The following is a 25,305-nucleotide window of genomic DNA, read 5'->3' as shown; positions in this document are numbered from 1 at the left end:
CCCCCCCCCCCCAAACTTCACGGACAAAAAAGGCGTGAGATATATGATTTTTCACGCCTTGCAAATAACTGCATCCGGATGCAGTTAGCGTTGGCAGGTTTTTCCGGGGAAGAACTCCGCTTTGCCATCAGAGACCAGTACATTCTGGAATGTATCGCTATCCGGTGCTGGCTGACGTGTAAAATGGGCATCAAATTGCAGTAAGACAGGTAAGGTATGCTTGTCACGAACCGACAGGTAGTACTCCTGTAGTTTGGCATCGCTATCCACAGGATAAACTTTGCCACTCGCACAATCTTTGAAAATCGCTGCATCGGCCAGATAACTGTATTCGCCTTTCATTGTCATAGGGGTCACTGGCAGCTCAAGATCCACGGCTTTAAGGCTATAATTCATTGCTGAATGGATTGGATTCCCTTGCTTATTGAGCATGACCAAGCTGTCATCTTTTGGCAAATAGTAGTGCTTTTCACCGTTACTTTGGGTTAATACCAGGCGGTCTGCTGTACGTGCCCACTGACCATATGTCGCCAAAGAAACATTTTTACCAAGGTAATGCTGATTCATGACCCAACTCCCTGATGCCTCAAGAAACAGGGAAGTTTCAATCCCCTCACAATCAGCACAAGGCAGGGTACCCCGATAGCTTTGCTGCATCGGCTTCAATGATGCGACCTGCGGTGCGCCCAGCGCAGAGGAATCGTTACGGTTATTACAGCCGAACAGAGTAAATACACTTAGCACTGCAACCATCGTCAGAACTTTTTTATTCATTATCTCTTCCTTAAAACGTTTTCCGCCCTGGTATCTACTGGGAATAATCACGGAGTTTTCCACGCCGTGCTTTTGTCTGTGATTTTTGAGCCTTAGATACCAGGCGGCGCTCTTTTGACGCACGAGTTGGTTTTGTTGCTTTTCGACTCTTAGGCACCACAGTAAGTTCCCTAATCAGTGATACCAGACGCGCCAAGGCGGCTTCACGATTCATGTCCTGGCTACGATGAGACTGTGCTTTTATGATCACAATCCCTTCGGGCGTAATCAAATGATGATTACGCCCTAAGAGATGAGCTTTATCAAGCTCAGGCAGGCTGGAAGCAGCAATATCAAACCGCAAATGAATCGCCGTTGAGGTTTTATTCACATGCTGTCCCCCTGCCCCCTGCGAGCGGATAGCGGTCATAATCACTTCATTTTCCGGAATGGACAGGCGGTGGGAAATGCTGATCATGCTGATTGTTGCCAGCAAGTGAAATGGATTTCCAGATGATGACTATCATCAGATAACCAGATAGTGTCATCCTGAATGGTTGCCTGCAGATTCATTGTACGGTTAGCAAATGCACTCAGTTTTGCCAACTGATCATCATCGAGATACCAGATGGATAAATTTTTAAACTGGCTTACCTTGCTCTGATTCTGCTGCCACCAGACTTGAGCAGCACGGCTGTTATAGGTAAACAGGGCGACTTGGCCCGACTGGCTGCAGGCTTTTTTCAGACGCCGCTCTTCAGGGAGCCCCAATTCTATCCATAACTCGATACCCAGGTGATCGTTTTTCAACCATACTTCAGGTTCATCATCGGCGCATAGCCCGCGTGTGAACTGCAAACGTTCGTTGGCATATTTTATCCATGCCAGCAAACGTAACATCATACGCTCTTGAGTTTCAGAGGGGTGACGTGCCAGAGTGAGATTACTGTCCAGAAATCGGTTGTTGTCGAGATCTGCGACATTCACTACTGCTTTATAGATTGTTGCTTTTAACGCCATCATGCCTCCCATCAATAGTTACCGCTATTGTAGCGAAAATTTACCTAAAAGGCTGTTATCTATACAACACATCACAAGCAGGCTCGTTTATCTCAATTCAATCCCTGTGATATAGTCACCTTGCTAAACAGCATTTATCTTCGTAGAGTGATGACTTGCATGCCACAAAAATCAGAGTACTGAAGGAGGGTGTGTGGAGAAATATTGTGAACTAATACGCAAACGCTATGCAGAAATCGCAAGTGGTGATTTGGGATATGTTCCAGATGCTCTTGATTGCATACTAATGGTGCTGAACAACGTCGCCTCCAGTGAGGCCATACCTGACGCGCTCAGGGAACAGGCGGCTTATGCCGCCGCTAACTTACTGGTGAGTGATTATGTCAACGAATAATGTTTATCAACCGATCAACTGTGACGACTACGATAATCTTGAGCTTGCCTGCCAGCGTCATTTGATCATCACGCTGACATTAAAAGATACTGAAGTATTCGAAGCGAAAGCCTATGAAATAGTATCCCGCAAGAACATCGAATATTTAGTGGTAGAAATGAGAGAAACCGCCCGGGAAATACGGCTGGATACAATACACAGTTTCAGCCATCCTGATATTGGAACGATTGTTGTCAGCGAAGAGTAAATCATTCCTGAAGGTATGACACGCCGCTGCCCCCCATTCCACCGCTTTCCGGGGGGCACAAACAGACTTCTCCCATCGGCTTATTCCATACTGTGCACCACACCCGGCTGCCAGCCATCCGTGGTGTTTGCCTGCCCCTCGACAGTAACAAAGACCCCCAGTGCGGCAATAAGCTGTTCACCATAGAACAACAGGGGCGTTGTTTCCCGCTGCCATGGGGGGATATTCAGTTCTTGCCAAATTTTTTTCAGCGCCCGACCTTTCTTACGACCAACAATATACTGTAAACCACTGGCTTTAAATCTCACACTAACGGCTTCATGAGCCTTTGGGTGGCGAATCTGTGAAGAACCAGAATGCGCGGTGAGCAGGCCTGTCCCAGGGATTGCTAATGGCTCAAATGGCGCAGGCCAGGAATATATTTTATCTTTATCGGTATTCACAACCGCAACCCAGTACAGTTGCCCTTGAAAGCGTCGAACTTCATATTTTCCCAGTCGCAGGCGGGGGTTGGCATCATCCCGACTTAAGGCGACTTCCTGCCACAAGCGCAGGAGGGAAGCACGGGAAGGCATTGCTGCCTGATGATACCCAAGCCAGCGTCGCAATAGAGCAAAACGCCGGACATCGCTCATCTCACAGAGAGGGGCAATTTGCAGGGCCCCCGTTTCTGACATTAATTCCGCAAGTTGCTCGGCCAGTAACTCATCCAGTAGCTGTTCCTGCTCACCGCATAGCTGCGCGCTGCGGGACACACTGCGCGTAAAATGCGGCCAGCGCTGCTGAATAACCGGTAAAACCCGTAGCCGCAGGAAATTACGATCGTATTTATCGTCCTGATTACTTTCATCCTCTATCCAGTTTAACTGATGCAAGGCAGCCCACTGTTCAAGCTCCGTGCGAGGGGTATTAAGTAAAGGGCGTAATAACTGGGTATTTGCAAAGTCGAGCTTTTCTGGCATGGCGGCTAATCCTGCCGGACCACTGCCACGTTTTAAAGCCAGCAAGAACGTCTCACACTGATCATCCTGATGTTGTGCAGTCAGTAAGACTTCATCTCTTAACAGTGCCTGGGTTAGCGCCTGGTAACGGGCACTCCGCGCCTCACCTTCTATTCCCTGCCCGCCTGGGGGCAATTGCACATAAGCCACTTCAAGTGGGATCTGCCAGTCCTGACAGAGAGCCTGACAATGTGCCACCCACTGGTCTGCTTTAGGGCTAAGGCCGTGGTGAATATGCATCGCACGTATCTGAAGATCAGGAGCTACAGAATGGCGTAACAGGGTTAACTGATGTAATAAGACTGTTGAGTCCAGCCCACCACTAAAGGCCACCAGCAGGTGACGATGCGGTTGTATAAATGTAAGAAGCGGAGAAGTATCACTCATTTTATTAGGGCAACCGGTTACCAGTGTGCCGCCGGGGCTACTGTTGATAGAGTTCTAATGGCAAGCCATCCGGATCATTGAAAAAGGTAAACGCTTTCCCCGTAAAGGGATCAATCCGAATGGGTTCACATGCCACCTTATGGTGTTCAAGGTGCTGGATGGCCAGGGCAATATCATCAACACTGAAGGCTAAATGACGTAGTCCACATGCTTCAGGGTAACTCGCCCTGGCTCTGGGTGCCGGAAATGAAAACAGTTCAATCATATACTGACCATTTAAGGCCAAATCCCCTTTCCATGAATCACGTTCCTCCCGATAAACTTCAGCCAGTAGACTGAACCCCAGTACATGGCAATAGAACTGTTTACTGCATTCGTAGTCCTTGGCAATAATAGCAATATGGTGAATTCCCTGTAAGCCCTGCATACAATACCCCTCAGAATAATGAGACTTTTCGCCCATCAGAAAAGAGAACACCCTGCGAGTGTTACCACTGGCAGGGTGAATCTGATATCACGGGCTTGCGTGCCCGGCAATAACACGGATACACGCTAATGCTCGTCAGCTGATCAAGCGTAGCCGTAATTCATCAGCCGATGATAGCGACGACTTAACAGCTCTTCCGTATTGAGCGCATCAAGATCAGCCAAATCGGCTAATAACTGAGTACGCAAGGAAATGGCCATCTCTTCAGGTTTACGATGTGCACCACCTGAAGGTTCAGTAATAATCGAGTCAATCAGTTTCAACTCTTTCAGCCGTGGGGCAATAATTCCCATAGCTTCTGCCGCCAGTGGGGCCTTATCTGCACTTTTCCATAAAATAGATGCACAGCCTTCCGGTGAAATAACAGAATAGGTACTGTATTGCAGCATATTCACTTTATCACCCACACCAATAGCCAGCGCACCCCCTGATCCACCCTCGCCAATCACCGTACAGATAATCGGCACACGGAGGCGGGACATTTCACGCAGGTTACGAGCAATGGCCTCTGACTGTCCACGCTCTTCAGCGCCCACACCAGGGTAGGCACCCGGAGTATCAATAAAGGTAATAATTGGCATCTTAAAACGTTCTGCCATTTCCATCAGGCGTAATGCCTTACGGTAACCTTCAGGGGCTGGCATACCAAAGTTACGACGAATTTTTTCTTTGGTTTCACGTCCCTTTTGATGACCAATAACCATTACTGGGCGGCCATCCAGACGCGCAGTACCGCCAATAATGGCTTTATCGTCAGCAAAGGCACGATCACCGGCTAATTCGTCAAAGTCATCAAATGCCAGACGAAGGTAGTCCAGTGTATAGGGGCGTTGTGGATGGCGGGCTAACTGAGCAACCTGCCATGCGCCTAAATCTGCGAAGATTTTACGTGTCAGCTCTGCGCTTTTTTCACGCAGACGCTGGACTTCTTCATCCAGATTAATATCCAATTTTTCATCCTGACGGCTCACCGACATCAGGGAATCAATTTTCGCTTCCAGCTCTGCAATCGGCTGTTCGAAATCAAGGAAATTCAGACTCATAATATTCCTGTTTTAGTCAAACTCCAGTTCCACCTGCTCCGAACCTATCAGGGTCCGCAGATCGTTGAGTAAACGATCATTAGGAGAAACACGCCAGGTGGCACCAAAGCGCAATCTGGTTCGTGCATCCGACCTCTGATAATAGAGATGTACCGGAATTGTCCCCGAACGATGGGGTTCCAGAGACTGACGGAGACGGTTTAAAAGCTGGTCATCAATTTGCCTGTCCGTCAGCGATATAGCAAGCCCACGCGCGTATTTTTCGCGCGCTTCATTAATATCCATCAGCTCTCGAGCCATCATTTTAAGCCCTCCGCTGAAGTCATCAAAGCTGACCTGTCCGCTAACGATCAGAATACGGTCTTTTTCCAGCAAATGCTGGTACTTTTCTAGCGCATCTGTAAATAACATTACTTCCAGACGACCTGAACGGTCATCCAGCGTACAGATACCGATACGATTACCTCGCTTAGTGACCATAACCCGCGAAGCAATCACCAATCCAGCAGCCGTGGTCATTTTACCACGTTCTGTCGGATGCATCTCTTTTAGGCGCATGCCACCAGCATAACGCTCAATCTCTTTTAAATACTGGGTGATGGGATGGCCTGACAGATAAAGCCCGAGCGTTTCACGCTCCCCATCCAGTACTTTTTGTTCCGGCCAGGGAATAACACTGGCATAGGATTTTTCAACCTGTTCTGGCTCTTCCGCGAGGACACCAAACATATCAGCCTGGCCAATAGCTTCTGCTTTCGCATGCTGATCGGCAGCTTTAAGGGCATCCCCCAATGCATTCATTAAGGCAGCTCGATGGGGGCCAAGGCGGTCAAAAGCCCCGGACATAATCAGCTTTTCCAGCACCCGTCGATTGAGCTTTTTCGTATCCGTTCGAGCACAAAGATCAAACAGCTCACGAAAATATCCCCCTTCGTTTCGTGCCTCAATAATGGCCTCAATCGGCCCTTCACCTACCCCTTTAATGGCTCCAATACCATAGACAATCTCACCATCATCATTGACGTGAAAATGGTATAACCCTGAGTTAATATCAGGAGGCAGTATCTTAAGTCCCATACGCCAGCATTCATCAACCAGACCAACAATTTTGTCCGTATTGTCCATGTCAGCAGTCATTACCGCCGCCATAAACTCTGCTGGATAGTGGGCTTTTAGCCACAACGTCTGGTAAGACACCAGCGCATAAGCCGCGGAGTGGGATTTATTAAACCCATACCCTGCAAATTTCTCTACCAAGTCAAAGATGTGCATGGCAAGTTCGCCATCCACACCATTGTTTTTTGCCCCATCCTCAAAAGAGGAACGTTGCTTGGCCATCTCTTCGGGTTTCTTTTTCCCCATGGCACGGCGCAGCATATCTGCACCACCCAGCGTATACCCCGACAGAACCTGGGCTATTTGCATAACCTGTTCTTGATAGAGAATAATGCCGTACGTCGGTTCCAGAACGGGCTTCAGGCTCTCATGCTGCCACTGGCTATCTGGGTAAGATATTACCTCACGTCCATGCTTACGGTCGATAAAGTTATCGACCATGCCTGACTGCAAAGGCCCGGGTCGGAACAACGCCACCAAGGCTATCATATCTTCAAAGCAGTCTGGCTGCAGGCGTTTGATCAAATCCTTCATGCCACGAGATTCAAGCTGGAAGACCGCTGTCGTCTCCGATCGCTGGAGCATATCGAAGCTTTTTTTGTCCTCCAGTGGAATAGCCGCGATATCCAGTGGTGCTTCACCTTGCTTTTCACGCCTGGCATTGATCATTTCCAGTGCCCAGTTGATGATCGTGAGCGTGCGGAGCCCTAAAAAGTCAAACTTAACCAGCCCCGCATATTCCACATCATTTTTATCAAACTGAGTGACAGGATGCTGCCCCTGATCATCACAATATAACGGCGCAAAGTCGGTAATTTTAGTCGGTGCAATAACTACGCCACCAGCATGCTTACCGGCATTTCGGGTAACACCCTCAAGCTTACGCGCCATATCGATCAGCGCTTTGACCTCTTCGTCTGCTTCGTAGATCTCAGGCAGTTGTGGTTCAGCTTCAAACGCTTTTGCCAGCGTCATGCCAGGATCAGGAGGCACAAGCTTGGAGATACGATCGACGAATCCGTAGGGATGCCCCAGCACACGCCCCACATCACGAATAACGGCTTTTGCTGCCATCGTACCAAAAGTAATGATCTGGGATACCGCATCACGCCCATACATTTCTGAAACATGATCAATCACCAGATCGCGTTTTTCCATACAGAAATCCACGTCAAAGTCTGGCATTGAGACACGTTCAGGGTTAAGAAAACGTTCAAACAGCAGATCAAATTCCAGCGGGTCAAGATCAGTAATACTTAACGCATATGCCACCAGCGATCCAGCACCGGAACCACGCCCTGGCCCTACCGGGACATTGTTGTCTTTAGACCACTGAATAAATTCCATCACTATCAGGAAGTAGCCAGGAAACCCCATCTGGTTAATAACCTGGAGTTCAATATCCAGACGATCGTCATAGGGCTGGCGTTTCTCTGATCGCACCGCGGGATCAGGGAATAAAAATGCGAGACGTGCTTCCAGCCCTTCTTTGGACTTCATGACCAAAAAGTCTTCGGTACTCATATCGCCAGTCGGGAACTGGGGTAAAAAGTATTCCCCAAGACGAACTGTGGCATTACAGCGCCGGGCAATCTCTACTGAGTTTTCTAGCGCTTCAGGAATATCAGAAAACAGCTCGCACATCTCTTCTTCACTGCGCATATACTGCTGCGAAGTATAAAGACGGGGCCGCTTAGGGTCATCAAGGGTAAAACCATCATGAATGGCGACACGAATTTCATGGGCATCAAAATCATCAGCATTAATGAAACGCACGTCATTCGTGGCCACTACGGGTAAGTTGTTGGCCTCGGCAAAGGCGACAGCGTCGTGAATATAGCGCTCTTCATCCGGACGGCCTGTACGGGTAAGTTCCAGATAGAAACGGTCAGCAAAATGTTGCTGATAGAATGCCAGGCACTGCTCGGTCTGGGACAAATTACCACGCAATAAGGCTTTGCCTATATCGCCCATCCGCCCCCCGGACAGCAAAATAAGGCCCTGATTGAGCTCTGCCAGCCATTCGTTATCAATATAAGGCCCGGCGGCACCGTAACCACGCTGATAAGCTTTAGAAATCAGCAAAGTAAGATTCTGATAACCGACATTATCTGCTGCCAGTACCGTCAAATGGCTGAGTTCATCACCCAGCAAGGGGTTCGCTACATTGAAATCAGCACCGATAATGGGCTTGATACCGGCACCGTGCGCAGCACCGTAGAACTTCACCAAACCACAGAGGTTGGTAAAATCCGTAATCGCCAGTGCTGGCAAATTTAATGCCGCATTTTTTTTGACTAATGGCCCGATTTTCGCCAGGCCATCAATCATTGAATAGTCACTGTGCACCCGAAGGTGAATGAAACGAGGTTCAGCCATCTTTCATCCATTAATTCTGCTTCAGTACTTGACTGTCAGGAGAGCAGCCCAAGCGAACGTTTGACAGGAGCAAAGCTGCGACGATGGTGCTCAGTTGCGCCATACTCAGCCAGCCTCTCCAGATGAAGAGCGGTTGGATACCCTTTATGCTGGGCAAAACCATATTGTGGGAAGCATGTATCCAGTTCAGTCATCTCACGATCACGCGTTACTTTCGCCAGTATTGAGGCAGCACTGATCTCTGCAACTCGGCTATCACCCTTAACCACCGCCTGTGACGGCATGGGTAAAACCGGGCAACGGTTCCCATCAATAAGGACAAACTCAGGTGTGACGCTCAATCCGGCGACCGCACGTTGCATTGCCAGCATGGTAGCATGCAGGATATTAAGCTGGTCTATCTCTTCCACTTCAGCGCGTCCGAGACTGAAACTTAAGGCCTTTTCAACTATTTCATCGAACAAAGCAAGACGACGTTTTTCAGAAAGCTGCTTGGAGTCAGCCAGCCCCACAATGGGACGAGCAGGATCAAGAATGACTGCGGCCGTTACGACAGCCCCAACCAGTGGCCCACGCCCGACTTCATCGACACCTGCAACTAAATGGGTATGAGGGTAGACAAATTCAATCATAATGCTAGCTCCAGCACTGCTGCTGCTGCCTGCTGGTCCGCATCACAACGAATCAGTTGATGCAGACGAACAAACTCTTCATGCATTTGATGGCTTTCAGTACTCTCTTCCAGCAGCGGCATCAGTGCCGTTGCCAGGGCAATCGGTTCACATTCGTCTTGCAACAGTTCTTTAACCAGTTCACGACCTGCCAGCAAATTAGGCAGAGAAACATAGTCTGTTTTAACCAGTCGCTTAGCCAGCCAGAAGGTAAAAGGTTTCATGCGGTATCCCACGACCATTGGGCACTTGGCAAGCATACATTCCAGTGCTGCCGTGCCAGAAGCCAGTAAAGCAGCATCACTGGCAATCATTGCTTCACGAGCATGTCCATCCAGTAAATGTACGTCCAGTTCCGGGGCGATTTCCGCTTTGATTATCTCAAACTGTTCCCGCCGTTTGGCATTCACCAGTGGCACCAGTACCTGAAGCGCGGGCCATCGTTTACGCAGTAACTGTGCTGTACGCAGAAAATCAGCACTGAGCATCTCAACTTCCGCACTCCGGCTTCCCGGCAGTATGGCCAGGCATTTAGCATCTGAGTCAATACCCAAGGCTTGCCTGGCTGCTTTTTTATCTGGCGTGAGAGGAATGGCATCAGCCATGGTATGACCAATAAAACGACAGGGAACATTAAATCTATCATAAAACGCTTTTTCAAAAGGCAAAAATGCCAGGACTAAGTCTGTCGCCTTGCCGATTTTGAAAACCCGTTTTTGCCGCCATGCCCACACAGAAGGACTCACATAATGAATAGTTTTGATCCCACGCTTTTTAAGGTTGCCTTCAAGCGTAATATTAAAATCCGGGGCGTCGATACCGACAAACACATCTGGCTGCAGTGCAGTAAAGCGTTTAGTCAAATCAGCGCGGATATGCAGCAGGCGTCGTAAACGAGAAAATACCTCGACAATACCCATCACGGCCAATTCTTCCATTTCATACCAGGCTTCACAGCCTTCAGCTTGCATCAGCGGACCTGCGACACCAATAAATCGGGCATCGGGGACTTGAGCCTTAATGGCACGAATCAGGCCTGCACCAAGAATATCGCCGGAGGTTTCTCCGGCGACCAGGGCTATCGTTAGGGGACGTCCAGCCTTCATTTAACGAATCACACCTCGCGTTGAACGCGCAAAAAATTCGATAAAAGCACCGACCTCTGGATATTCAGCAGCAATTTCGGCAATTTCCGGTTTGGCTTCTTCCAGATTTTTGCCACTACGATAGAGAACCTTATATGCACGCCGGATAGCATGAATAGCCTCTTTGCTAAAACCACGACGCTTCAACCCTTCAATATTCACGCCATATGGTGTGGCATGATTACCCTGAGCGATAACATAAGGAGGAACATCCTGGGCAACCCCTGAACAGCCGCCGACCATGACATGGGCACCAATGATACAAAACTGGTGCACGGCAGTCATGCCGCCAATGATGGCGTAGTCATCGACGCAAACATGTCCAGCAAGTGTGGCATTATTCGCGAGGATACAGCGATTACCTACCGTACAATCATGCGCAACATGCGTATTGATCATCAAGAGATTATCACTACCTACCTTTGTTAACCCACCCCCCTGTGTCGTGCCACGGTGAATCGTTACGCTTTCACGAATACGGTTACGATCACCAATCTCAACACGAGTCGGCTCACCTGCGTATTTCAGATCCTGGTTAACTTCACCGATAGAGGCAAACTGATAGATCTCGTTATCGCGGCCCACTTTAGTATGACCGTTGATAACCACATGAGACTTCAGTACTGAACCTTCGCCAATCTCAACGTTGGAACCGACAAGACAAAATGGACCAATGTGAACGTTAGCACCAATAATGGCACCTTCTTCAACAATGGCTGATGGATGAATAAAGGCGGATTTATCAATCACGAATTAAGCCTCCCGGCTGCGAGCACACATCATAGTAGCTTCGCAAACGATTTTGCCGTCTACCGTTGCAACGCCTTTGAAACGCGTCAAGCCACGGCGAGTTTTCTCAAAGGTAACTTCCATGACCATCTGGTCACCAGGCACGACTGGACGCTTGAAACGTGCTTCGTCGATACCCGCGAAGTAGTACAATTCACCGGGTTCAAGTTTTCCTACGCTTTTAAATGCCAGAATACCGGTTGCCTGTGCCATGGCTTCCAAAATCAACACACCAGGGAAGATAGGTTTACCTGGGAAGTGGCCCTGGAAAAATGGCTCATTAACAGAGACATTCTTTACCGCGCGCAGAAAACGGCCCTCTTCAAACTCCAGAACGCGATCCACCAGCAAAAACGGATAACGATGTGGAAGCAACTCTAAAATCTCTTCAATGTGCAGAGTATGAGTGTCAGTAGTCAAAATACTCTTCCTGTCTAAATATGCTAAATAGCAGTAATAATACGGCCTGCGACTATCCGGAGAAAGTCGCAGGCCGCGAATCAATTGGCGTTATACCTTAACAGCTTACTTAAATGAGTCAGCGTCGGTACGGACGGCAAGTATGGTGCTCAATCTTGTTGATTGACCTTACGTTCGATGGCTTTTAAGCGTTTGCTCATGTCATCAATATTCATCACCAACGCTGCCGTTTTACGCCACACTTTATTCGGCTGTAACGGAATACCGGAGGAGTATACACCAGGTTCCGTGATTGGTCTCATAACCATTCCCATACCGGTGATATTTACTTTGTCGCAGATTTCCATATGCCCGTTAATGACACTGGCTCCGCCTATCATGCAGTATCGGCCTATTTTCAGGCTACCTGCCATGATAACGCCACCGGCAACTGCCGTGTTATCACCAATTACCACGTTGTGGGCTATCTGGCACTGGTTGTCGATAATAACACCATTACCAATTATTGTGTCATCCAACGCACCACGGTCGATAGTTGTACAAGCGCCTATTTCGACGTTGTTACCAATAATCACACGCCCCAACTGAGGTATTTTTATCCAGTTCCCCCGGTCATTGGCATAGCCAAAACCATCCGCACCAATAACGGTGCCAGACTGAACCAGGCAGTTTGAGCCAATTTCAATGTCATGGTAAATAGAAACGTTAGCCCAAAGTCGGCTACCAGCACCTATTGTGCTCTTTTTACCAACAAAACAACCCGCACCAATAATAACGCCATCACCCAGCTCAACATCCGCTTCGATAACAGCATTTGCACCAATGGATACGTTATTACCCAGCTTCACACTGGCATCAATAACTGCACTGGGTGCAATATTCGTGGCAGGCTGAGGCGTGGTATCAAGAATTTGCGCCATTCGTGCATAAGTAAGATAAGGATTTTTTACCACTAATGCAGCGCTTTTGGCATAAGGCAAGTCTGCTTCAGTCATTACCACAGCAGAAGCCAGGCAAGCAGTAAGCTGCTCACGATAACGGGGGTTCACGATAAACGTGATATGGCCAGTTTGGGCCGTTTGCATAGATGCGACACCGGTGATGACAATATTGCCATCACCGTGTAATTCCGCATCCAACTGCTGTGCTAAATCAGCCAGTCGAATCGAAACCATGGCTTATTTAACCTGTTTCAATACGTCTGATGTGATGTCTGGAACATCTTTACCGGTGTAAGCAACAGTGCTGGCATCCATAACAACATCATAACGTTTGTCGTCTGCGACTCTCTTAACCGCAGCCTGAATACGTGTAACAAGTTTTGCACGCTCTTCGTTAGAACGACGATTGCGATCTTGTTCAAATGCCTGAGCTTTGCTGGAAAAGACTTCACGATCGGCCATAACTTGTTTTTCAAGTTTAGTACGATCTGCGGCTTTCATGGTAGAACCATCACGTTGCAGACGTTGCATCTTAGTTTGCAGGTTAGTTTCCAAACCTTGCAGTTCAGACGCTCGGCCTTTGAACTCATTTTCCAAAGTACTAGAAACACCTGAGCTCTGTGCTACCTGCTGGAACAAACTGCCCATATTAACCACTGCAATGTTAGAGGCTGCCTGAACACTGGCAGAAGTAACGAGAGCAATACCAAGACCTGCGGCAACTAACCACTTTTTCAAAATTAACTCCTTACCATCTAATTTGTGTCCGAAAACACGTCTTTTTTGAGCCCCCCGCTAGCCATTTCAGTATTCATAGCTAGCGGGTTAACTGCCTTATTGCCTGTTACATTTCATGCTGTGGCAACAAATGCTACCAGGTTTTACCAATATTAAACTGGAACTGCTCAGATTTATCACCTTCGTAGGTTTTGACGGGTTTCGCATAAGAGAATACCAGTGGCCCTAACGGTGACATCCATTGCAGAGCAATACCCGCAGACATACGGATGTCGCCTGGTCGGCTATAGTTAGGCACACCAGCAGCCTGCATAGCGGCGGTATTATCCCAATGGGTATCCCACACTGTGCCCGCATCCATAAATAACGAGGTACGTACAGAGTTAGCATACTGCTCGCTTATGAACGGCGTCGGGGTGATAAGCTCAAGGCTGGCGACAGCCATTGCATTCCCACCGATCGCATCGTCAGAGCTACAGAACGACCCTGTTTTACAGTTGGTCTGATCCGGACCATAGTAAACTGCTTTAGGACCAATGTTATTGGACTGGAACCCACGTACAGTGCTTGAACCACCCGCGTAGAAGTTTTCATAGAATGGCATCTCTTTGCCACCTAAGCCGTCACCGAATCCCCAGCGAGTTCTGCCCAGCACTACCCAAGTTCTGTCATCATTGATCGGGAAGTAACTTGCACTGTCCAGCGTCACTTTATAGAACTCGTTTTCTGAACCTGGAATCGTCACTTTACCATTCAGGTTCACTCGCGAACCTTCAGTCGGGAAGTACCCGCGGTCGAGTTTGTTATAAGTCCAGCCGTAGTTTAGCGTGAAGTCATCAGCACTAAAGTCATTAGCCTTGGCCGTCTTCGGCGTGTCACGCCCCATGGATTCAAGATAACGCCACATCGCCACCTGAGGCTGCATATTCGACAGGTCGTTATGCACATAACCTAACCCCAGGCGCAACGTATTATACTCGTTGACAGGGAAACCCAGTGTCGTATCCAGACCATAACTTTTATTAGTATAGTCGGAAAGATCAGCATCGTTCGCTTTAAAGTCATTATAGAACAGGCGACCACCGAGACTAACACCGTCTACTGTAAAATAGGGATCGGTAACAGACAATTCAGTATAAGTCTGATAATCGTTCTTGGTACCACTGATACCTACAGCATAGCCAGTACCCAACCAGTTATCCTGCTGAACACCAACCTGGAAGCTAACACCACTTTCAGTACCATACCCGATACCGAAGTTTAAGCTGCCGGTATTGCGCTCTTTGACTTTATAGATAACATCAACTTGATCAGGGATACCTGGTACTCGCTGAGTATCCACATCAACGCTTTCAAAATACCCCAGACGATTCAGACGTTCTTTACCGGCGTCGACCAGATTGCTCCCCAGCCATGCACCTTCCATCTGGCGCATTTCACGGCGCAACACGTCATCTTTACTGGTGTCATTGCCTTCAAAACGAATTTGACGAACATAAAAACGATTACCAGCATCCACATTCACATGCAGTTTCACGGTTTTATCGGCGTCATTAATTTCTGGCTGAGTCTGTACCCGAGGATAAGCATAACCATAACGACCAAGCAGCTTTTTAATGCTGTCTTCCATATGCGTCACTTTAGAACCGCTGTACAGTTCTTCAGGCTGGAATACAGTCAGACTTTCGATTTCCGCCGAATGTCCTGCGAGGTTACCCTTCACATCAACACCGTTCAGCTTATACTGATCGCCTTCGGTAATATTGATCGTAACAAAGATACTTTTCTTATCAGGGGTCAGGCTCACTTGCGTGGAGTCAATATTGAAACGCGCGTAACCACGATCAAGATAGAAACTACGCAGTGTTTCCAGGTCACCGGCCAGTTTTTGCTTCTGGTATTTACGATCCGCAACAAGGTTCCACCAAGGCACTTCGTCACGTAACTGGAAACGAGAAAGCAACTCATCAGTGGTAAAAACTTTATTACCAACAATGTTGATTTGCTGAATTTTCGCTGAGACCCCTTCCTGGAACACCAGTTTCAGGTCAACACGATTCCTCGGCAGTGGCGTCACAACTGCTTTCACAGTAGCGCTGTACTTACCAACACTGTAGTAGAAATCTTCCAGTCCTTTTTCGATATCAGCAATCGTTGTGCGATCAAGAGACTCACCCACGCGAACCCCTGAAGCTTCAAGGTTTTGCTTGAGCATGTCGTCTTTTACCGACTTATTGCCAGAGAAAGTGATGTTCGCAATCGTTGGGCGTTCTTTCACCTGAACCAGAAGAGTATCACCATCCCGTAATACTCTTACGTCTTCGAAGTTGCCAGTGGCAAACAACGAACGAATTGTATTACTGATATCCTCGTCAGAGATGCTATCCCCAACGCGAACAGGCATGCTAAGGAGGGCCGCACCAACGGCGACTCGCTGCAGGCCTTCGAAATGAATGTCCTTCACTACGAACCCGTCTGCACCGTATACGGTGGCGCTGCTAAACAGCAGCGACGCTATGAGCAACTTTTTCATCGCCATCGTTGTTATGCGCTATTCCTAACCTATTCTCTCTATAAACGAGAGAAATCATTAAAAAGTGCAAGCCCCATTAATAACACCAGCAGAATAGAGCCAATGCGATAACTAAAGTCTTGAACTCGCTCAGAAACCGGTGTGCCTTTAAGTTTCTCAATTACTAAAAACAGCAGGTGTCCACCATCCAAAACTGGAAGAGGGAACAGGTTGATTATGCCTAAGTTAATGCTAATAAGAGCCAAAAACATGAGGTAGTAAATCACACCATACTCCGCTGACATCCCTGCTCCTTGAGCAATCGAGATAGGCCCACTGAGGTTATTCAGTTTTACATCACCGGTTATTAACTTACCCAGCATATTGACCGTCAGTTTCATCAGTTGCCAGGTTTTATCCGTAGCCTCCAGAACTGCAACAAACGGCCCATACTGTTTAACTGTTTTATACTCCTCAGGTAACGGGATGACTTCTGGCATCACACCCGCAAATCCCTCTGGTTTTGCCTTACCTGGTTTACTATCGGGAGTCAGTGTCAGCACTCGGGACTCCCCTTGTCTGTCAACATCAACAGTCAGTGGCAAACCAAGGTTATCGCGAACAGCATAAACAAAATCGCTCCATTGTGTCACTGGCTGACCATTGACTTTAACGATCCTGTCGCCAGCTTGCAAACCTGCTTTACTGGCAGCTGATTGTGGCTGTACTTCATGTAATACTGTTTTAACCTGTGCTCCACGTGGTCTGAAACCTAAAGAGATAACCGCATCCTCTTTATCGGGTTCAAACTGCCAGTGCCGCAGATCCAGAGTTGTTTCGTGTATTTGGTCTGTGCCAAACGGTGCATAGTTTACACGTAAACTCTCATCGCCGATTTTGGAAAACAGCGCCAAACGCACAGCATCCCAGTCAGGCGTTTCGATACCATCGATCGACTTAAGTTCCATTCCAGGTGTAATTTGTGCTTCAGCAGCGATGGAATGTGGAACTATTTCACCCACGACAGGCCGTAAACTCGGGATGCCAATGATGAATACGAGCCAGTAAGCAAAAATCGCGAAGATAAAGTTGGCAAGGGGGCCAGCCCCGATGATGGCAGCACGTTGTGCAACCGTTTTATTATTGAATGCGTAATGACGCATTTCGGGTGAGACCGTTTCAAAACGCTCGTCGAGCATTTTAACGTATCCCCCCAGAGGAATGAGGGCAATGACAAACTCAGTGCCATGGCGATCTTTACGACGCCACAACGCTTTTCCAAAACCAATGGAAAAGCGTTCAACCCGGACACCACAACGCCGGGCAACCCAAAAATGACCGAACTCATGCACGGTAATTAAGATACCCAATGCGATGATGAATGCAGCCAAATTCCAGAGTAAGCTCAGCATAGAATCTTCCGTTATAATGTGCTAAAGACCAACAACATCAGGCAACTAAAAATCGGTATTGCCGCCGTTAAGCTGTCAATGCGATCCAGAATACCACCATGTCCCGGTATAAGGTGACTGCTATCTTTGATATCTGCCTCACGTTTAAACATACTTTCGGTTAAATCCCCTAATACCGAAGCAAGAACAGCAAGCACAGAACAGATGAGCAGTGTCGTTGTTTTCACATCTAACGCCGCCCAACTGCTAAACAGTAGTGAAATAATCGCAGAGGTTACCAGGCCACCAATAACGCCTTCCCAAGTTTTACCCGGTGAAACTTTAGGCGCAAGTTTATGTTTACCGAATTTTTTGCCAAACATATAAGCACCAGAGTCGGCGCCCCATACCAGGCACATCACATATAACAGCCAGATAGCACCCGCAAATTGCTGAGTTTCATAGTACCAGCTGCGCATCACCACCATACCCCAAAAAAACGGCACAATGGTTAATAAGCCAAACACCAGACGCAATACTTTAGAATTACGCCAGAACGCGGCAGATGCTGGGTAAGATAATACCAGTAGCAATGCGATAATCCACCAGCCTAATGCGGCCCAAAGCGAAATTTTCACTATCGGCAGGTGGGAGTCTACAGGATTTCCCGCAGATAGCAGTAACATTCCAGCCAGCAGGACTCCACACAACAGCGCAAGTCCAATACGCTGGAAATGAGTCTTAAAGCCTGCCAGTTGTGCCCATTCCCAGGCGGCCAAAACGCAAACAATAAGAGTGGCTATTGCAAACCCCATGGGTGGCAGCAAAAAGAGTGCTGCAATCACTACAGGGATCATGACAAACGCAGAAATCAGGCGATATTTCAGCAAAGGTGGCCCCCAGCGGGTTTATTCATCATCCGGCATGGCGCCACCAAAACGACGCTCTCGATTTGCAAAAGCATTTAACGCACCTTCAAAGTCTTGTTCATCGAAATCAGGCCAAAGAACATCCGTAAAATAAAGTTCTGCATAGGCAATCTGCCAGATGAGAAAATTACTGATACGATGTTCCCCTCCTGTCCTAATTACTAAATCAACGGGGGGTAACTCACTCATACAAATTTGATTGCCTAACAATTGTTCATCAATCTCTTCCGGGCGTAGCACCCCGTCTTGTACTTGTGAGGCCAGATATTTAACACTCTGAACAATATCCCAGCGACCGCCGTAATTTGCGGCAATATTCAGTGTCAGTCCCGTATTATTCTGAGTTAACGCTTCTGCTTTTTTGATCCGCTCTTGCAGGCGGCTGTTAAACCGACTGGTATCACCAATAATGCGCAAACGAACATTATGACGATGCAAGCTTTTAACTTCGCTATCCAGAGCCCAGACGAAAAGTTCCATTAATGCAGAAACTTCCTGTGCAGGACGGTTCCAGTTTTCACTGCTGAAGGCATAAAGCGTGAGCGCCTCAATACCGTTATTCGCGGCATAACTCACCGCGCGACGGACCGACTTCGCTCCCGCTTTGTGACCAAAGACCCGCATTTTCCCTTGCAACTTCGCCCAACGACCATTGCCATCCATAATAATGGCAACATGACGGGCACCCGATGTTGCTAAAGGTTCGCTTAATTGTTCGCTAGAAGACAACATAACGCGTAATAATTCCCTGAAAAGGACGTAACGGGAGCCAAAATACCGAAACATTCCACATGAAAAAGCCGTGCTGTGACACGGCTTTACGCTTAACGATCAGGCACATCTGACAGTTAAGTGACGCAGACTATACCATCGAAGCACAAACTGAACAAATGGCGGCAATATGCAATGAAGAATTATCACCTGCATGCGAAACGGATCACTTGTTTTTTCGCCATTTCGCGTGCAACAGCATCAATAGTCAGCACCTCTTCAATGCTATTCGGTTCTGCCTGAGCAATACCTGAAAGCACTTCACAGTTCACAGCAGCAATTCCAGTAAAACTGAGTCGGTTTTCCAAAAATGCGGCGACAGAAACCTCGTTAGCTGCATTCAACGCGGTTGTTGCCGCCTGCCCCACATCAAAGGCATCCATTGCCAGTTTCAGGCAAGGGTAACGCTGATAGTCTGGCTCACTGAAGGTCAGTGGGCCAGTTTTACAGAAATCCAGATGGGCTACGCCAGAAGCCACACGGTTAGGGAATGCCATCGCATGAGCAATAGGGGTACGCATATCAGGCTCACCTAATTGTGCCAGTACACTGCCGTCCCGGTAACGTACCATGGAATGAATCACTGACTGAGGGTGGATGATCACTTCCATTTGCGCTGCAGAGGCGTTAAACAACCAACGCGCTTCAATATACTCCAGCCCTTTATTCATCATGGTGGCGGAGTCTACTGAAATTTTACGCCCCATAGACCAATTAGGATGATTACAAGCCTGTTCTGGCTTCATTAAGGTTAAGCTTTCTAAAGGCGCCTCACGGAAAGGCCCACCGGAACCGGTAAGAATAATGGAGGAGACACCATGCTCATGGAGATCAGCGGAACCTAGCTGATTTTGGATAGCTTCAGGCAAGCTCTGGAAAATAGCGTTGTGTTCGCTATCAATGGGTAACAGGCGGCTCCCACTCCGGGCAACCGCATCCATAAATAATCGACCACAGGTCACCAGCGACTCTTTGTTTGCCAGCAATACCTCTTTACCCGCATCGATAGCTGCAAGCGTGGGCAGTAGCCCTGCAGCACCAACAATTGCCGCCATGACCTGGTCAACTTCAGCCATAGATGCCATCTGGCAGGCTGCCTGTTCACCTGCCAGAACTTCGGTTTTACAACCCTGCTCTGCCAGCAGACGACGGACTTCATTGGCACTCTCTACCTGCGCCATCACCGCGAAACGTGGCGAAAATGCAAGACACTGCTCCACCATTTTCGCTACGTTTTGCCCTGCCACCAAAGCAAAAACAGAAAATTTATCAGAATTATTCTGGATGACACTCAACGTGCTAACACCCACTGAGCCAGTGGAACCAAGAATAGTAATCTGCTTCATGAGGATACTCGGGATTATCAATACACTATTTATGGTGCGTAAGTTTGCGGCGACATATTTAAATTGTCTATGTCTTTCAGAAAACAAAACGCCGCCCGACTTCCCGGATAACGGATATCGGGCAATCGGACGGCGTTATTTTGAACGTTACTGATTAAAACTGCATCAGTTCAGTTTCTTTCTCAGACAGAGCGGCATCCACTTTCTTGATTGCAGCATCAGTCAGTTTTTGTACGTCATCCTGGGAACGACGATCGTCATCTTCGCTGATTTCTTTGTCTTTCAGCAGTGCTTTTACTTTGTCATTCGCATCACGGCGTACATTACGTACGGCAACACGAGCGCCTTCAGCTTCACCACGCACAACTTTAATCAGGTCTTTACGACGTTCTTCCGTCAGAGCAGGGAGAGGAACACGAATATCGCTTCCCGCTGAACTTGGATTCAGACCCAGGTCAGACGTCATAATTGCTTTCTCAACTGCCGGGCTCATCGAGCGATCGAAAACGTTGACTTTCAGCGTCCGGGAGTCTTCTACCGTGACGTTTGCCAGCTGACGCAATGGCGTCGGTGTGCCGTAATATTCAACAACAATACCATCCAGCAGGCTTGGAGAAGCACGGCCAGTACGTATCTTGCTGATTTGGTTTTTAAACGCTTCGACGCATTTTTCCATACGTACTTCAGCATCTTTTCTGATATCACTTATCACGTTATAAATCCTTGAAAACTTGTTTAAGGCAGGCCACGCTTACAAGCCATCTTTTCAACCAGATAACTCAGTATAGCCCCGCTATTTCATGGTAATGTTAACGCTGAATCTTACTGTGATTCTGCTTTAATGAACATTATTCAGTGATTAACGTCCCTTCTTTTTCACCCATAACGACACGACGCAAAGCACCTGGTTTATTCATATTGAATACACGGATAGGTAATTTATGGTCACGCGCCAGAGTGAAGGCAGCTAAATCCATGACTTTTAGCTCTTTATCAAGGACTTCATTATAAGTCAGCTGTTCGTATAAAGTCGCGGTCGGATCTTTTACCGGATCGGCAGTAAATACACCATCTACTTTGGTCGCTTTAAGCACGACATCAGCTTCAATTTCAATGCCGCGTAAGCAGGCTGCTGAGTCAGTGGTAAAGAATGGGTTACCGGTACCTGCAGCGAGGATAACCACGCGGTTATTACGCAGCAAACTAATGGCTTCGGCCCAACTGTAGTTATCACATACACCATTCAAAGGAATAGCGGACATCAGGCGGGCGTTCACATAGGCACGATGCAGTGAATCGCGCATAGCCAGACCATTCATCACGGTGGCCAGCATTCCCATGTGGTCGCCCACTACGCGATTCATGCCGGCTTTAGCCAGGCCTGCACCACGGAATAAATTACCACCACCGATAACCACCCCAACCTGAATACCCAGCTCTACCAGCTCTTTAATCTCTTGCGCCATACGATCCAGAATACTTGCATCAATCCCGAAGCCTTCTGAACCTTGCAGAGCTTCACCACTCAGCTTGAGTAGAATGCGTTTGTAGACGGGTTTTGCATTGGTAGCCATGTTTCTTTCCTGAGAACAGTAAACGAACGGGGGATGGTTGATTCAGATAATATTATATCGCATTTCAGCCAAAACTGATGGAGAGTGGCTGAATTTAAAACCTGGATAAAAAGGAACCGCCGGATGGCGGTTCCTTTTTGATCTTAAGACTGCTTGGACATTGCAGCAACTTCTGCTGCGAAGTCAGTCTCAACTTTCTCAATACCTTCACCCACTTCAAAGCGGATGAAGTTAGTCACGTCAGCGTTGTGCTCTTTCAGCAGCTGGCCCACAGTTTTGCTTGGGTCCATAACAAAAGGCTGACCAGTCAGAGAAACTTCACCGGTGAATTTCTTCATGCGGCCTTCAACCATTTTCTCTGCGATTTCTTTTGGTTTACCAGACTGCATCGCGATGTCCAGCTGAACCTGGTACTCTTTTTCTACTACATCAGCAGACACGTCTTCTGGCTTAACGAATTCTGGCTTGCTTGCAGCAACGTGCATTGCCAGTTGTTTAACCAGCTCTTCGTCAGCACCGGTAGCAGCGATCAGAACACCGATACGTGCACCGTGGAGGTAGCTACCCAGAACGTCCCCTTCCAGAGAAGAAACACGACGGATATTGATGTTTTCACCAATTTTAGCAACCAGCGCAACACGTTCTTCTTCAAACTGCTCTTTCAGAACATCTACGTTAGTGATTTTACCAGCCAGGGCTGCGTCCAGTACTTTATTAGCAAAAGCCTGGAAACCGCTGTCTTTAGCAACGAAGTCAGTCTGGCAGTTTACTTCCAGAATGATACCGTAGTGACCATCGATTTTGGTAATGATAACGCCATCAGCAGCAACGTTGCCTGCTTTTTTAGCTGCTTTGATAGCACCGGATTTACGCATGTTTTCGATAGCCAGCTCAATATCACCGCTAGCTTCGGTCAGCGCTTTTTTACAATCCATCATGCCCGCGCCAGTACGCTCACGCAGCTCTTTTACCAGGGATGCGGTAATTTCAGCCATTCTAAAATCCTCGGAGATGTCACTTGCCTGCAGGTTAAAACAGGCAAATTTAAAAGTGAAAAAGGGGCCATATACAGGCCCCTAACCAAACTAGATACTACCTGGTTAAATAAGGGCTCTAACGAGCGTGCCTTATTATTCCGCTTCTACGAAGCTTTCTTCCGCCTGGGAAGCCAGATCCTGAGAACGGCCTTCACGAACGGTAGCAGCTACAGCACCCAGGTACAGGCTAACAGCACGGATAGCATCGTCGTTACCTGGAATAACGTAATCAACGCCATCTGGATCAGAGTTGGTATCAACGATAGCAAATACTGGGATACCCAGGTTGTTTGCTTCTTTAATAGCAATGTGCTCGTGATCAGCGTCAACAACGAACAGTGCGTCTGGCAGACCACCCATGTCCTTGATACCGCCCAGGCTGTTTTCCAGTTTCTCAAGCTCACGAGTACGCATCAGCGCTTCTTTTTTAGTCAGCTTTTCGAAAGTACCGTCTTGAGACTGGGTTTCCAGGTCTTTCAGACGCTTGATGGACTGACGAACAGTTTTCCAGTTAGTCAACATACCGCCCAACCAACGATGGTTCACGAAGAACTGATCGCAGCTGTTAGCAGAATCTTTAACCGCTTCGCTTGCAGCGCGTTTAGTACCAACGAAAAGGATTTTACCTTTACGAGAAGCAATCTTGTGCAACTCAGCCAAAGCTTCGTTGAACATTGGTACAGTTTTCTCAAGGTTGATGATGTGAACTTTGTTACGCGCACCGAAGATGAAAGGTTTCATTTTCGGGTTCCAGTAACGGGTTTGGTGACCAAAGTGAACACCAGCCTTGAGCATGTCGCGCATGGAAACAGTAGCCATGTTTAAAACCTCTAATATAAATGTATGGGGTTATGCCTCCACGTATCCCATATTACCGACCCAAAAGGGCACCCCGGAATATGTGTCGATACGTGTGTGTTATTTACACATAATGAGCGTATTGGCTTGCCTTGAAAAATTTAAGAAGACAAGTCCGGCGCGCTTTATACCATAAATAGCAGTCAGACTCCAATAGTTGTTGGAGTATTGTGCATTCAACGATTATCAATTTGGCAGGATACCTTCCCCACTGGTACCATAACCCTATTGATTACCAGCTTAGAATCAAAGCCCGACGGGGTGATTCACCAAGCCTGTTTGAGTCAGGATCGCGCGCAGAATCTCGGTAAATAGTAGACGAAGCGTTTCCGTATTATCCTGGTTGTATCAAGGCGAGTGAGCACACCTTAGGACCGACGCTTCATGGCTGGCGAAATTTTCGACCAATGCGGACATGATATGGCTATCTCAATTAAAACTCCTGAAGAAATAGAAAAAATGCGTGTTGCCGGTCGCCTGGCTGCCGATGTGCTTGAAATGATTGAATCCCACGTGAAACCAGGGGTAACGACTGGCGAGCTGGATCGTATTTGCCATGATTATATTGTCAATCATCAGCACGCTGTCTCTGCCTGTCTCGGTTATCACGGTTTTCCTAAATCCGTCTGTATTTCATTGAATGAAGTTGTCTGTCACGGTATTCCGGATGATGGAAAAGCACTGAAAGACGGGGATATCGTCAATATCGATGTCACCGTGATTAAAGACGAGTATCACGGGGATACCTCGAAGATGTTTATCGTCGGTAAACCAACTATCCTCGGCGAACGTCTGTGCCGCGTCACACAAGAGAGCCTTTATCTGGCCTTACGCATGGTGAAGCCGGGCATTCGCTTACGCACACTGGGTGCCGCCATCCAGAAATTCGCTGAAGCTGAAGGTTTCTCTGTAGTACGTGAATACTGTGGTCACGGTACAGGGCGGGTATTCCATGAAGAACCGCAAGTACTACACTACGATGCCGATGACGGCGGTGTTGTCTTACAGGCAGGTATGACCTTTACCATTGAACCTATGATCAATGCGGGTGACTTCCGTATTCGTACCATGAAAGATGGCTGGACGGTGAAAACCAAAGATCGCAGCCTGTCAGCACAATATGAGCATACTATTCTGGTCACTGAAGACGGCTGTGAAATTCTGACATTACGCAAGGATGACACTATCCCGCGAATTATTTCACACAGCGCGTAATACCCGGGGTCATATGTATCAGAGGCTGGCACGATGCCAGCCTTTTTTTGTACTACTCAGCCCTTGTGAGTACTAATCTGGATCAGTTTAGATACCGAAAAAGCTATACGTCAGGGCTGTTTCTTTAACCTTCTCAACGTT

25 protein-coding genes are annotated in these 25,305 nt (G+C 47.8%); 3 read left to right on the top strand and 22 right to left on the bottom strand.

The window, feature by feature from the left end; translation table 11 throughout:
* Positions 1-84: 84 nt before the first annotated feature.
* The 3 genes from nlpE to JK154_RS09260 are packed head-to-tail and all read right to left on the bottom strand — an operon-like array spanning position 85 to position 1,773.
* A complete protein-coding gene (gene nlpE, locus JK154_RS09270) occupies positions 85-774 on the bottom strand; it encodes an envelope stress response activation lipoprotein NlpE (protein WP_211992229.1) in 690 nt (229 codons plus the stop codon).
* Between the two features lie 34 nt (positions 775-808).
* Entirely contained in the window at positions 809-1,231 is a 423-nt protein-coding gene (gene arfB / locus JK154_RS09265; RefSeq protein ID WP_211992228.1) for an alternative ribosome rescue aminoacyl-tRNA hydrolase ArfB, read from the bottom strand.
* Entirely contained in the window at positions 1,228-1,773 is a 546-nt protein-coding gene (locus JK154_RS09260) for a YaeQ family protein (protein ID WP_211992267.1), read from the bottom strand. Before JK154_RS09260 ends, arfB begins: the two co-directional genes overlap by 4 nt.
* A 193-nt stretch (positions 1,774-1,966) precedes the next feature.
* Here JK154_RS09260 and JK154_RS09255 point away from each other — a divergent pair, with 193 nt between their 5' ends.
* Both JK154_RS09255 and rof read left to right on the top strand, forming a co-directional pair.
* Positions 1,967-2,167 carry a YaeP family protein gene (locus JK154_RS09255; protein WP_211992227.1) on the top strand — a complete coding sequence of 67 codons (201 nt, stop codon included), beginning with the start codon at positions 1,967-1,969 and terminating at the stop codon, positions 2,165-2,167.
* Entirely contained in the window at positions 2,154-2,414 is a 261-nt protein-coding gene (gene rof, locus JK154_RS09250; protein ID WP_211992226.1) for a Rho-binding antiterminator, read from the top strand. Before JK154_RS09255 ends, rof begins: the two co-directional genes overlap by 14 nt.
* Before the next feature lie 80 nt (positions 2,415-2,494).
* On the opposite strand, the gene tilS is transcribed toward rof, so the two are convergent.
* The 19 genes from tilS to rpsB all read right to left on the bottom strand — a co-directional run bounded on the left by tilS (position 2,495) and on the right by rpsB (position 23,910).
* The gene (gene tilS / locus JK154_RS09245; protein WP_211992225.1) at positions 2,495-3,802 is read right to left on the bottom strand and encodes a tRNA lysidine(34) synthetase TilS; all 1,308 of its coding nucleotides are present in this window, start codon (positions 3,800-3,802) and stop codon (positions 2,495-2,497) included.
* A 37-nt stretch (positions 3,803-3,839) separates the two neighbouring features.
* A complete protein-coding gene (locus JK154_RS09240) occupies positions 3,840-4,229 on the bottom strand; it encodes a VOC family protein (protein WP_211992224.1) in 390 nt (129 codons plus the stop codon).
* 143 nt (positions 4,230-4,372) lie between these two features.
* Positions 4,373-5,332: an acetyl-CoA carboxylase carboxyl transferase subunit alpha gene (gene accA, locus JK154_RS09235; protein WP_211992223.1), complete on the bottom strand. Its 960-nt coding sequence runs from the start codon at positions 5,330-5,332 to the stop codon at positions 4,373-4,375.
* 12 nt (positions 5,333-5,344) lie between these two features.
* Entirely contained in the window at positions 5,345-8,827 is a 3,483-nt protein-coding gene (gene dnaE, locus JK154_RS09230) for a DNA polymerase III subunit alpha (RefSeq protein ID WP_211992222.1), read from the bottom strand.
* Positions 8,828-8,862: 35 nt separating this feature from the next.
* Positions 8,863-9,459, bottom strand: coding sequence for a ribonuclease HII (rnhB, locus tag JK154_RS09225; RefSeq protein ID WP_211992221.1), 597 nt, complete (start codon positions 9,457-9,459; stop codon positions 8,863-8,865).
* Positions 9,456-10,604 carry a lipid-A-disaccharide synthase gene (lpxB, locus tag JK154_RS09220; RefSeq protein WP_211992220.1) on the bottom strand — a complete coding sequence of 383 codons (1,149 nt, stop codon included), beginning with the start codon at positions 10,602-10,604 and terminating at the stop codon, positions 9,456-9,458. Before lpxB ends, rnhB begins: the two co-directional genes overlap by 4 nt.
* Positions 10,605-11,393, bottom strand: coding sequence for an acyl-ACP--UDP-N-acetylglucosamine O-acyltransferase (lpxA, locus tag JK154_RS09215; RefSeq protein WP_211992219.1), 789 nt, complete (start codon positions 11,391-11,393; stop codon positions 10,605-10,607). It lies immediately after the preceding gene.
* Between the two features lie 3 nt (positions 11,394-11,396).
* The gene (fabZ, locus tag JK154_RS09210; RefSeq protein WP_211992218.1) at positions 11,397-11,852 is read right to left on the bottom strand and encodes a 3-hydroxyacyl-ACP dehydratase FabZ; all 456 of its coding nucleotides are present in this window, start codon (positions 11,850-11,852) and stop codon (positions 11,397-11,399) included.
* Between the two features lie 149 nt (positions 11,853-12,001).
* Positions 12,002-13,027: a UDP-3-O-(3-hydroxymyristoyl)glucosamine N-acyltransferase gene (gene lpxD / locus JK154_RS09205; RefSeq protein WP_211992217.1), complete on the bottom strand. Its 1,026-nt coding sequence runs from the start codon at positions 13,025-13,027 to the stop codon at positions 12,002-12,004.
* Between the two features lie 3 nt (positions 13,028-13,030).
* Positions 13,031-13,531, bottom strand: coding sequence for a molecular chaperone Skp (skp, locus tag JK154_RS09200; RefSeq protein WP_211992216.1), 501 nt, complete (start codon positions 13,529-13,531; stop codon positions 13,031-13,033).
* 133 nt (positions 13,532-13,664) lie between these two features.
* Positions 13,665-16,070, bottom strand: a complete 2,406-nt coding sequence (gene bamA / locus JK154_RS09195) for an outer membrane protein assembly factor BamA (RefSeq protein WP_211992215.1) — start codon at positions 16,068-16,070, stop codon at positions 13,665-13,667.
* 32 nt (positions 16,071-16,102) lie between these two features.
* On the bottom strand, positions 16,103-17,455 hold the full coding sequence (gene rseP, locus JK154_RS09190; RefSeq protein WP_211992214.1) for a sigma E protease regulator RseP: 1,353 nt from the start codon (positions 17,453-17,455) through the stop codon (positions 16,103-16,105).
* Between the two features lie 11 nt (positions 17,456-17,466).
* On the bottom strand, positions 17,467-18,324 hold the full coding sequence (gene cdsA / locus JK154_RS09185; protein ID WP_211992213.1) for a phosphatidate cytidylyltransferase: 858 nt from the start codon (positions 18,322-18,324) through the stop codon (positions 17,467-17,469).
* 18 nt (positions 18,325-18,342) lie between these two features.
* Positions 18,343-19,095, bottom strand: a complete 753-nt coding sequence (gene ispU / locus JK154_RS09180) for a (2E,6E)-farnesyl-diphosphate-specific ditrans,polycis-undecaprenyl-diphosphate synthase (protein ID WP_211992212.1) — start codon at positions 19,093-19,095, stop codon at positions 18,343-18,345.
* Positions 19,096-19,280: 185 nt separating this feature from the next.
* Positions 19,281-20,480 carry a 1-deoxy-D-xylulose-5-phosphate reductoisomerase gene (ispC, locus tag JK154_RS09175; RefSeq protein ID WP_211992211.1) on the bottom strand — a complete coding sequence of 400 codons (1,200 nt, stop codon included), beginning with the start codon at positions 20,478-20,480 and terminating at the stop codon, positions 19,281-19,283.
* A 154-nt stretch (positions 20,481-20,634) separates the two neighbouring features.
* Positions 20,635-21,192, bottom strand: a complete 558-nt coding sequence (gene frr, locus JK154_RS09170) for a ribosome recycling factor (RefSeq protein ID WP_211992210.1) — start codon at positions 21,190-21,192, stop codon at positions 20,635-20,637.
* A gap of 136 nt (positions 21,193-21,328) precedes the next feature.
* Positions 21,329-22,054: a UMP kinase gene (gene pyrH / locus JK154_RS09165; RefSeq protein WP_211992209.1), complete on the bottom strand. Its 726-nt coding sequence runs from the start codon at positions 22,052-22,054 to the stop codon at positions 21,329-21,331.
* A gap of 143 nt (positions 22,055-22,197) precedes the next feature.
* A complete protein-coding gene (gene tsf / locus JK154_RS09160) occupies positions 22,198-23,049 on the bottom strand; it encodes a translation elongation factor Ts (RefSeq protein WP_211992208.1) in 852 nt (283 codons plus the stop codon).
* Between the two features lie 135 nt (positions 23,050-23,184).
* A complete protein-coding gene (rpsB, locus tag JK154_RS09155) occupies positions 23,185-23,910 on the bottom strand; it encodes a 30S ribosomal protein S2 (protein ID WP_211992207.1) in 726 nt (241 codons plus the stop codon).
* 459 nt (positions 23,911-24,369) lie between these two features.
* On the opposite strand from rpsB, the gene map reads away from it, so the two are divergent.
* On the top strand, positions 24,370-25,164 hold the full coding sequence (map, locus tag JK154_RS09150; protein ID WP_211992206.1) for a type I methionyl aminopeptidase: 795 nt from the start codon (positions 24,370-24,372) through the stop codon (positions 25,162-25,164).
* Positions 25,165-25,305: the final 141 nt, after the last annotated feature.

Source organism: Citrobacter sp. JGM124, from assembly GCF_018257795.1.
In the GTDB taxonomy this organism is placed as follows: Bacteria; Pseudomonadota; Gammaproteobacteria; order Enterobacterales; family Enterobacteriaceae; genus JGM124.
The sequence above is the reverse complement of the archived record's forward strand: the minus strand, read 5'-3'. Positions and strand labels throughout refer to the sequence as shown.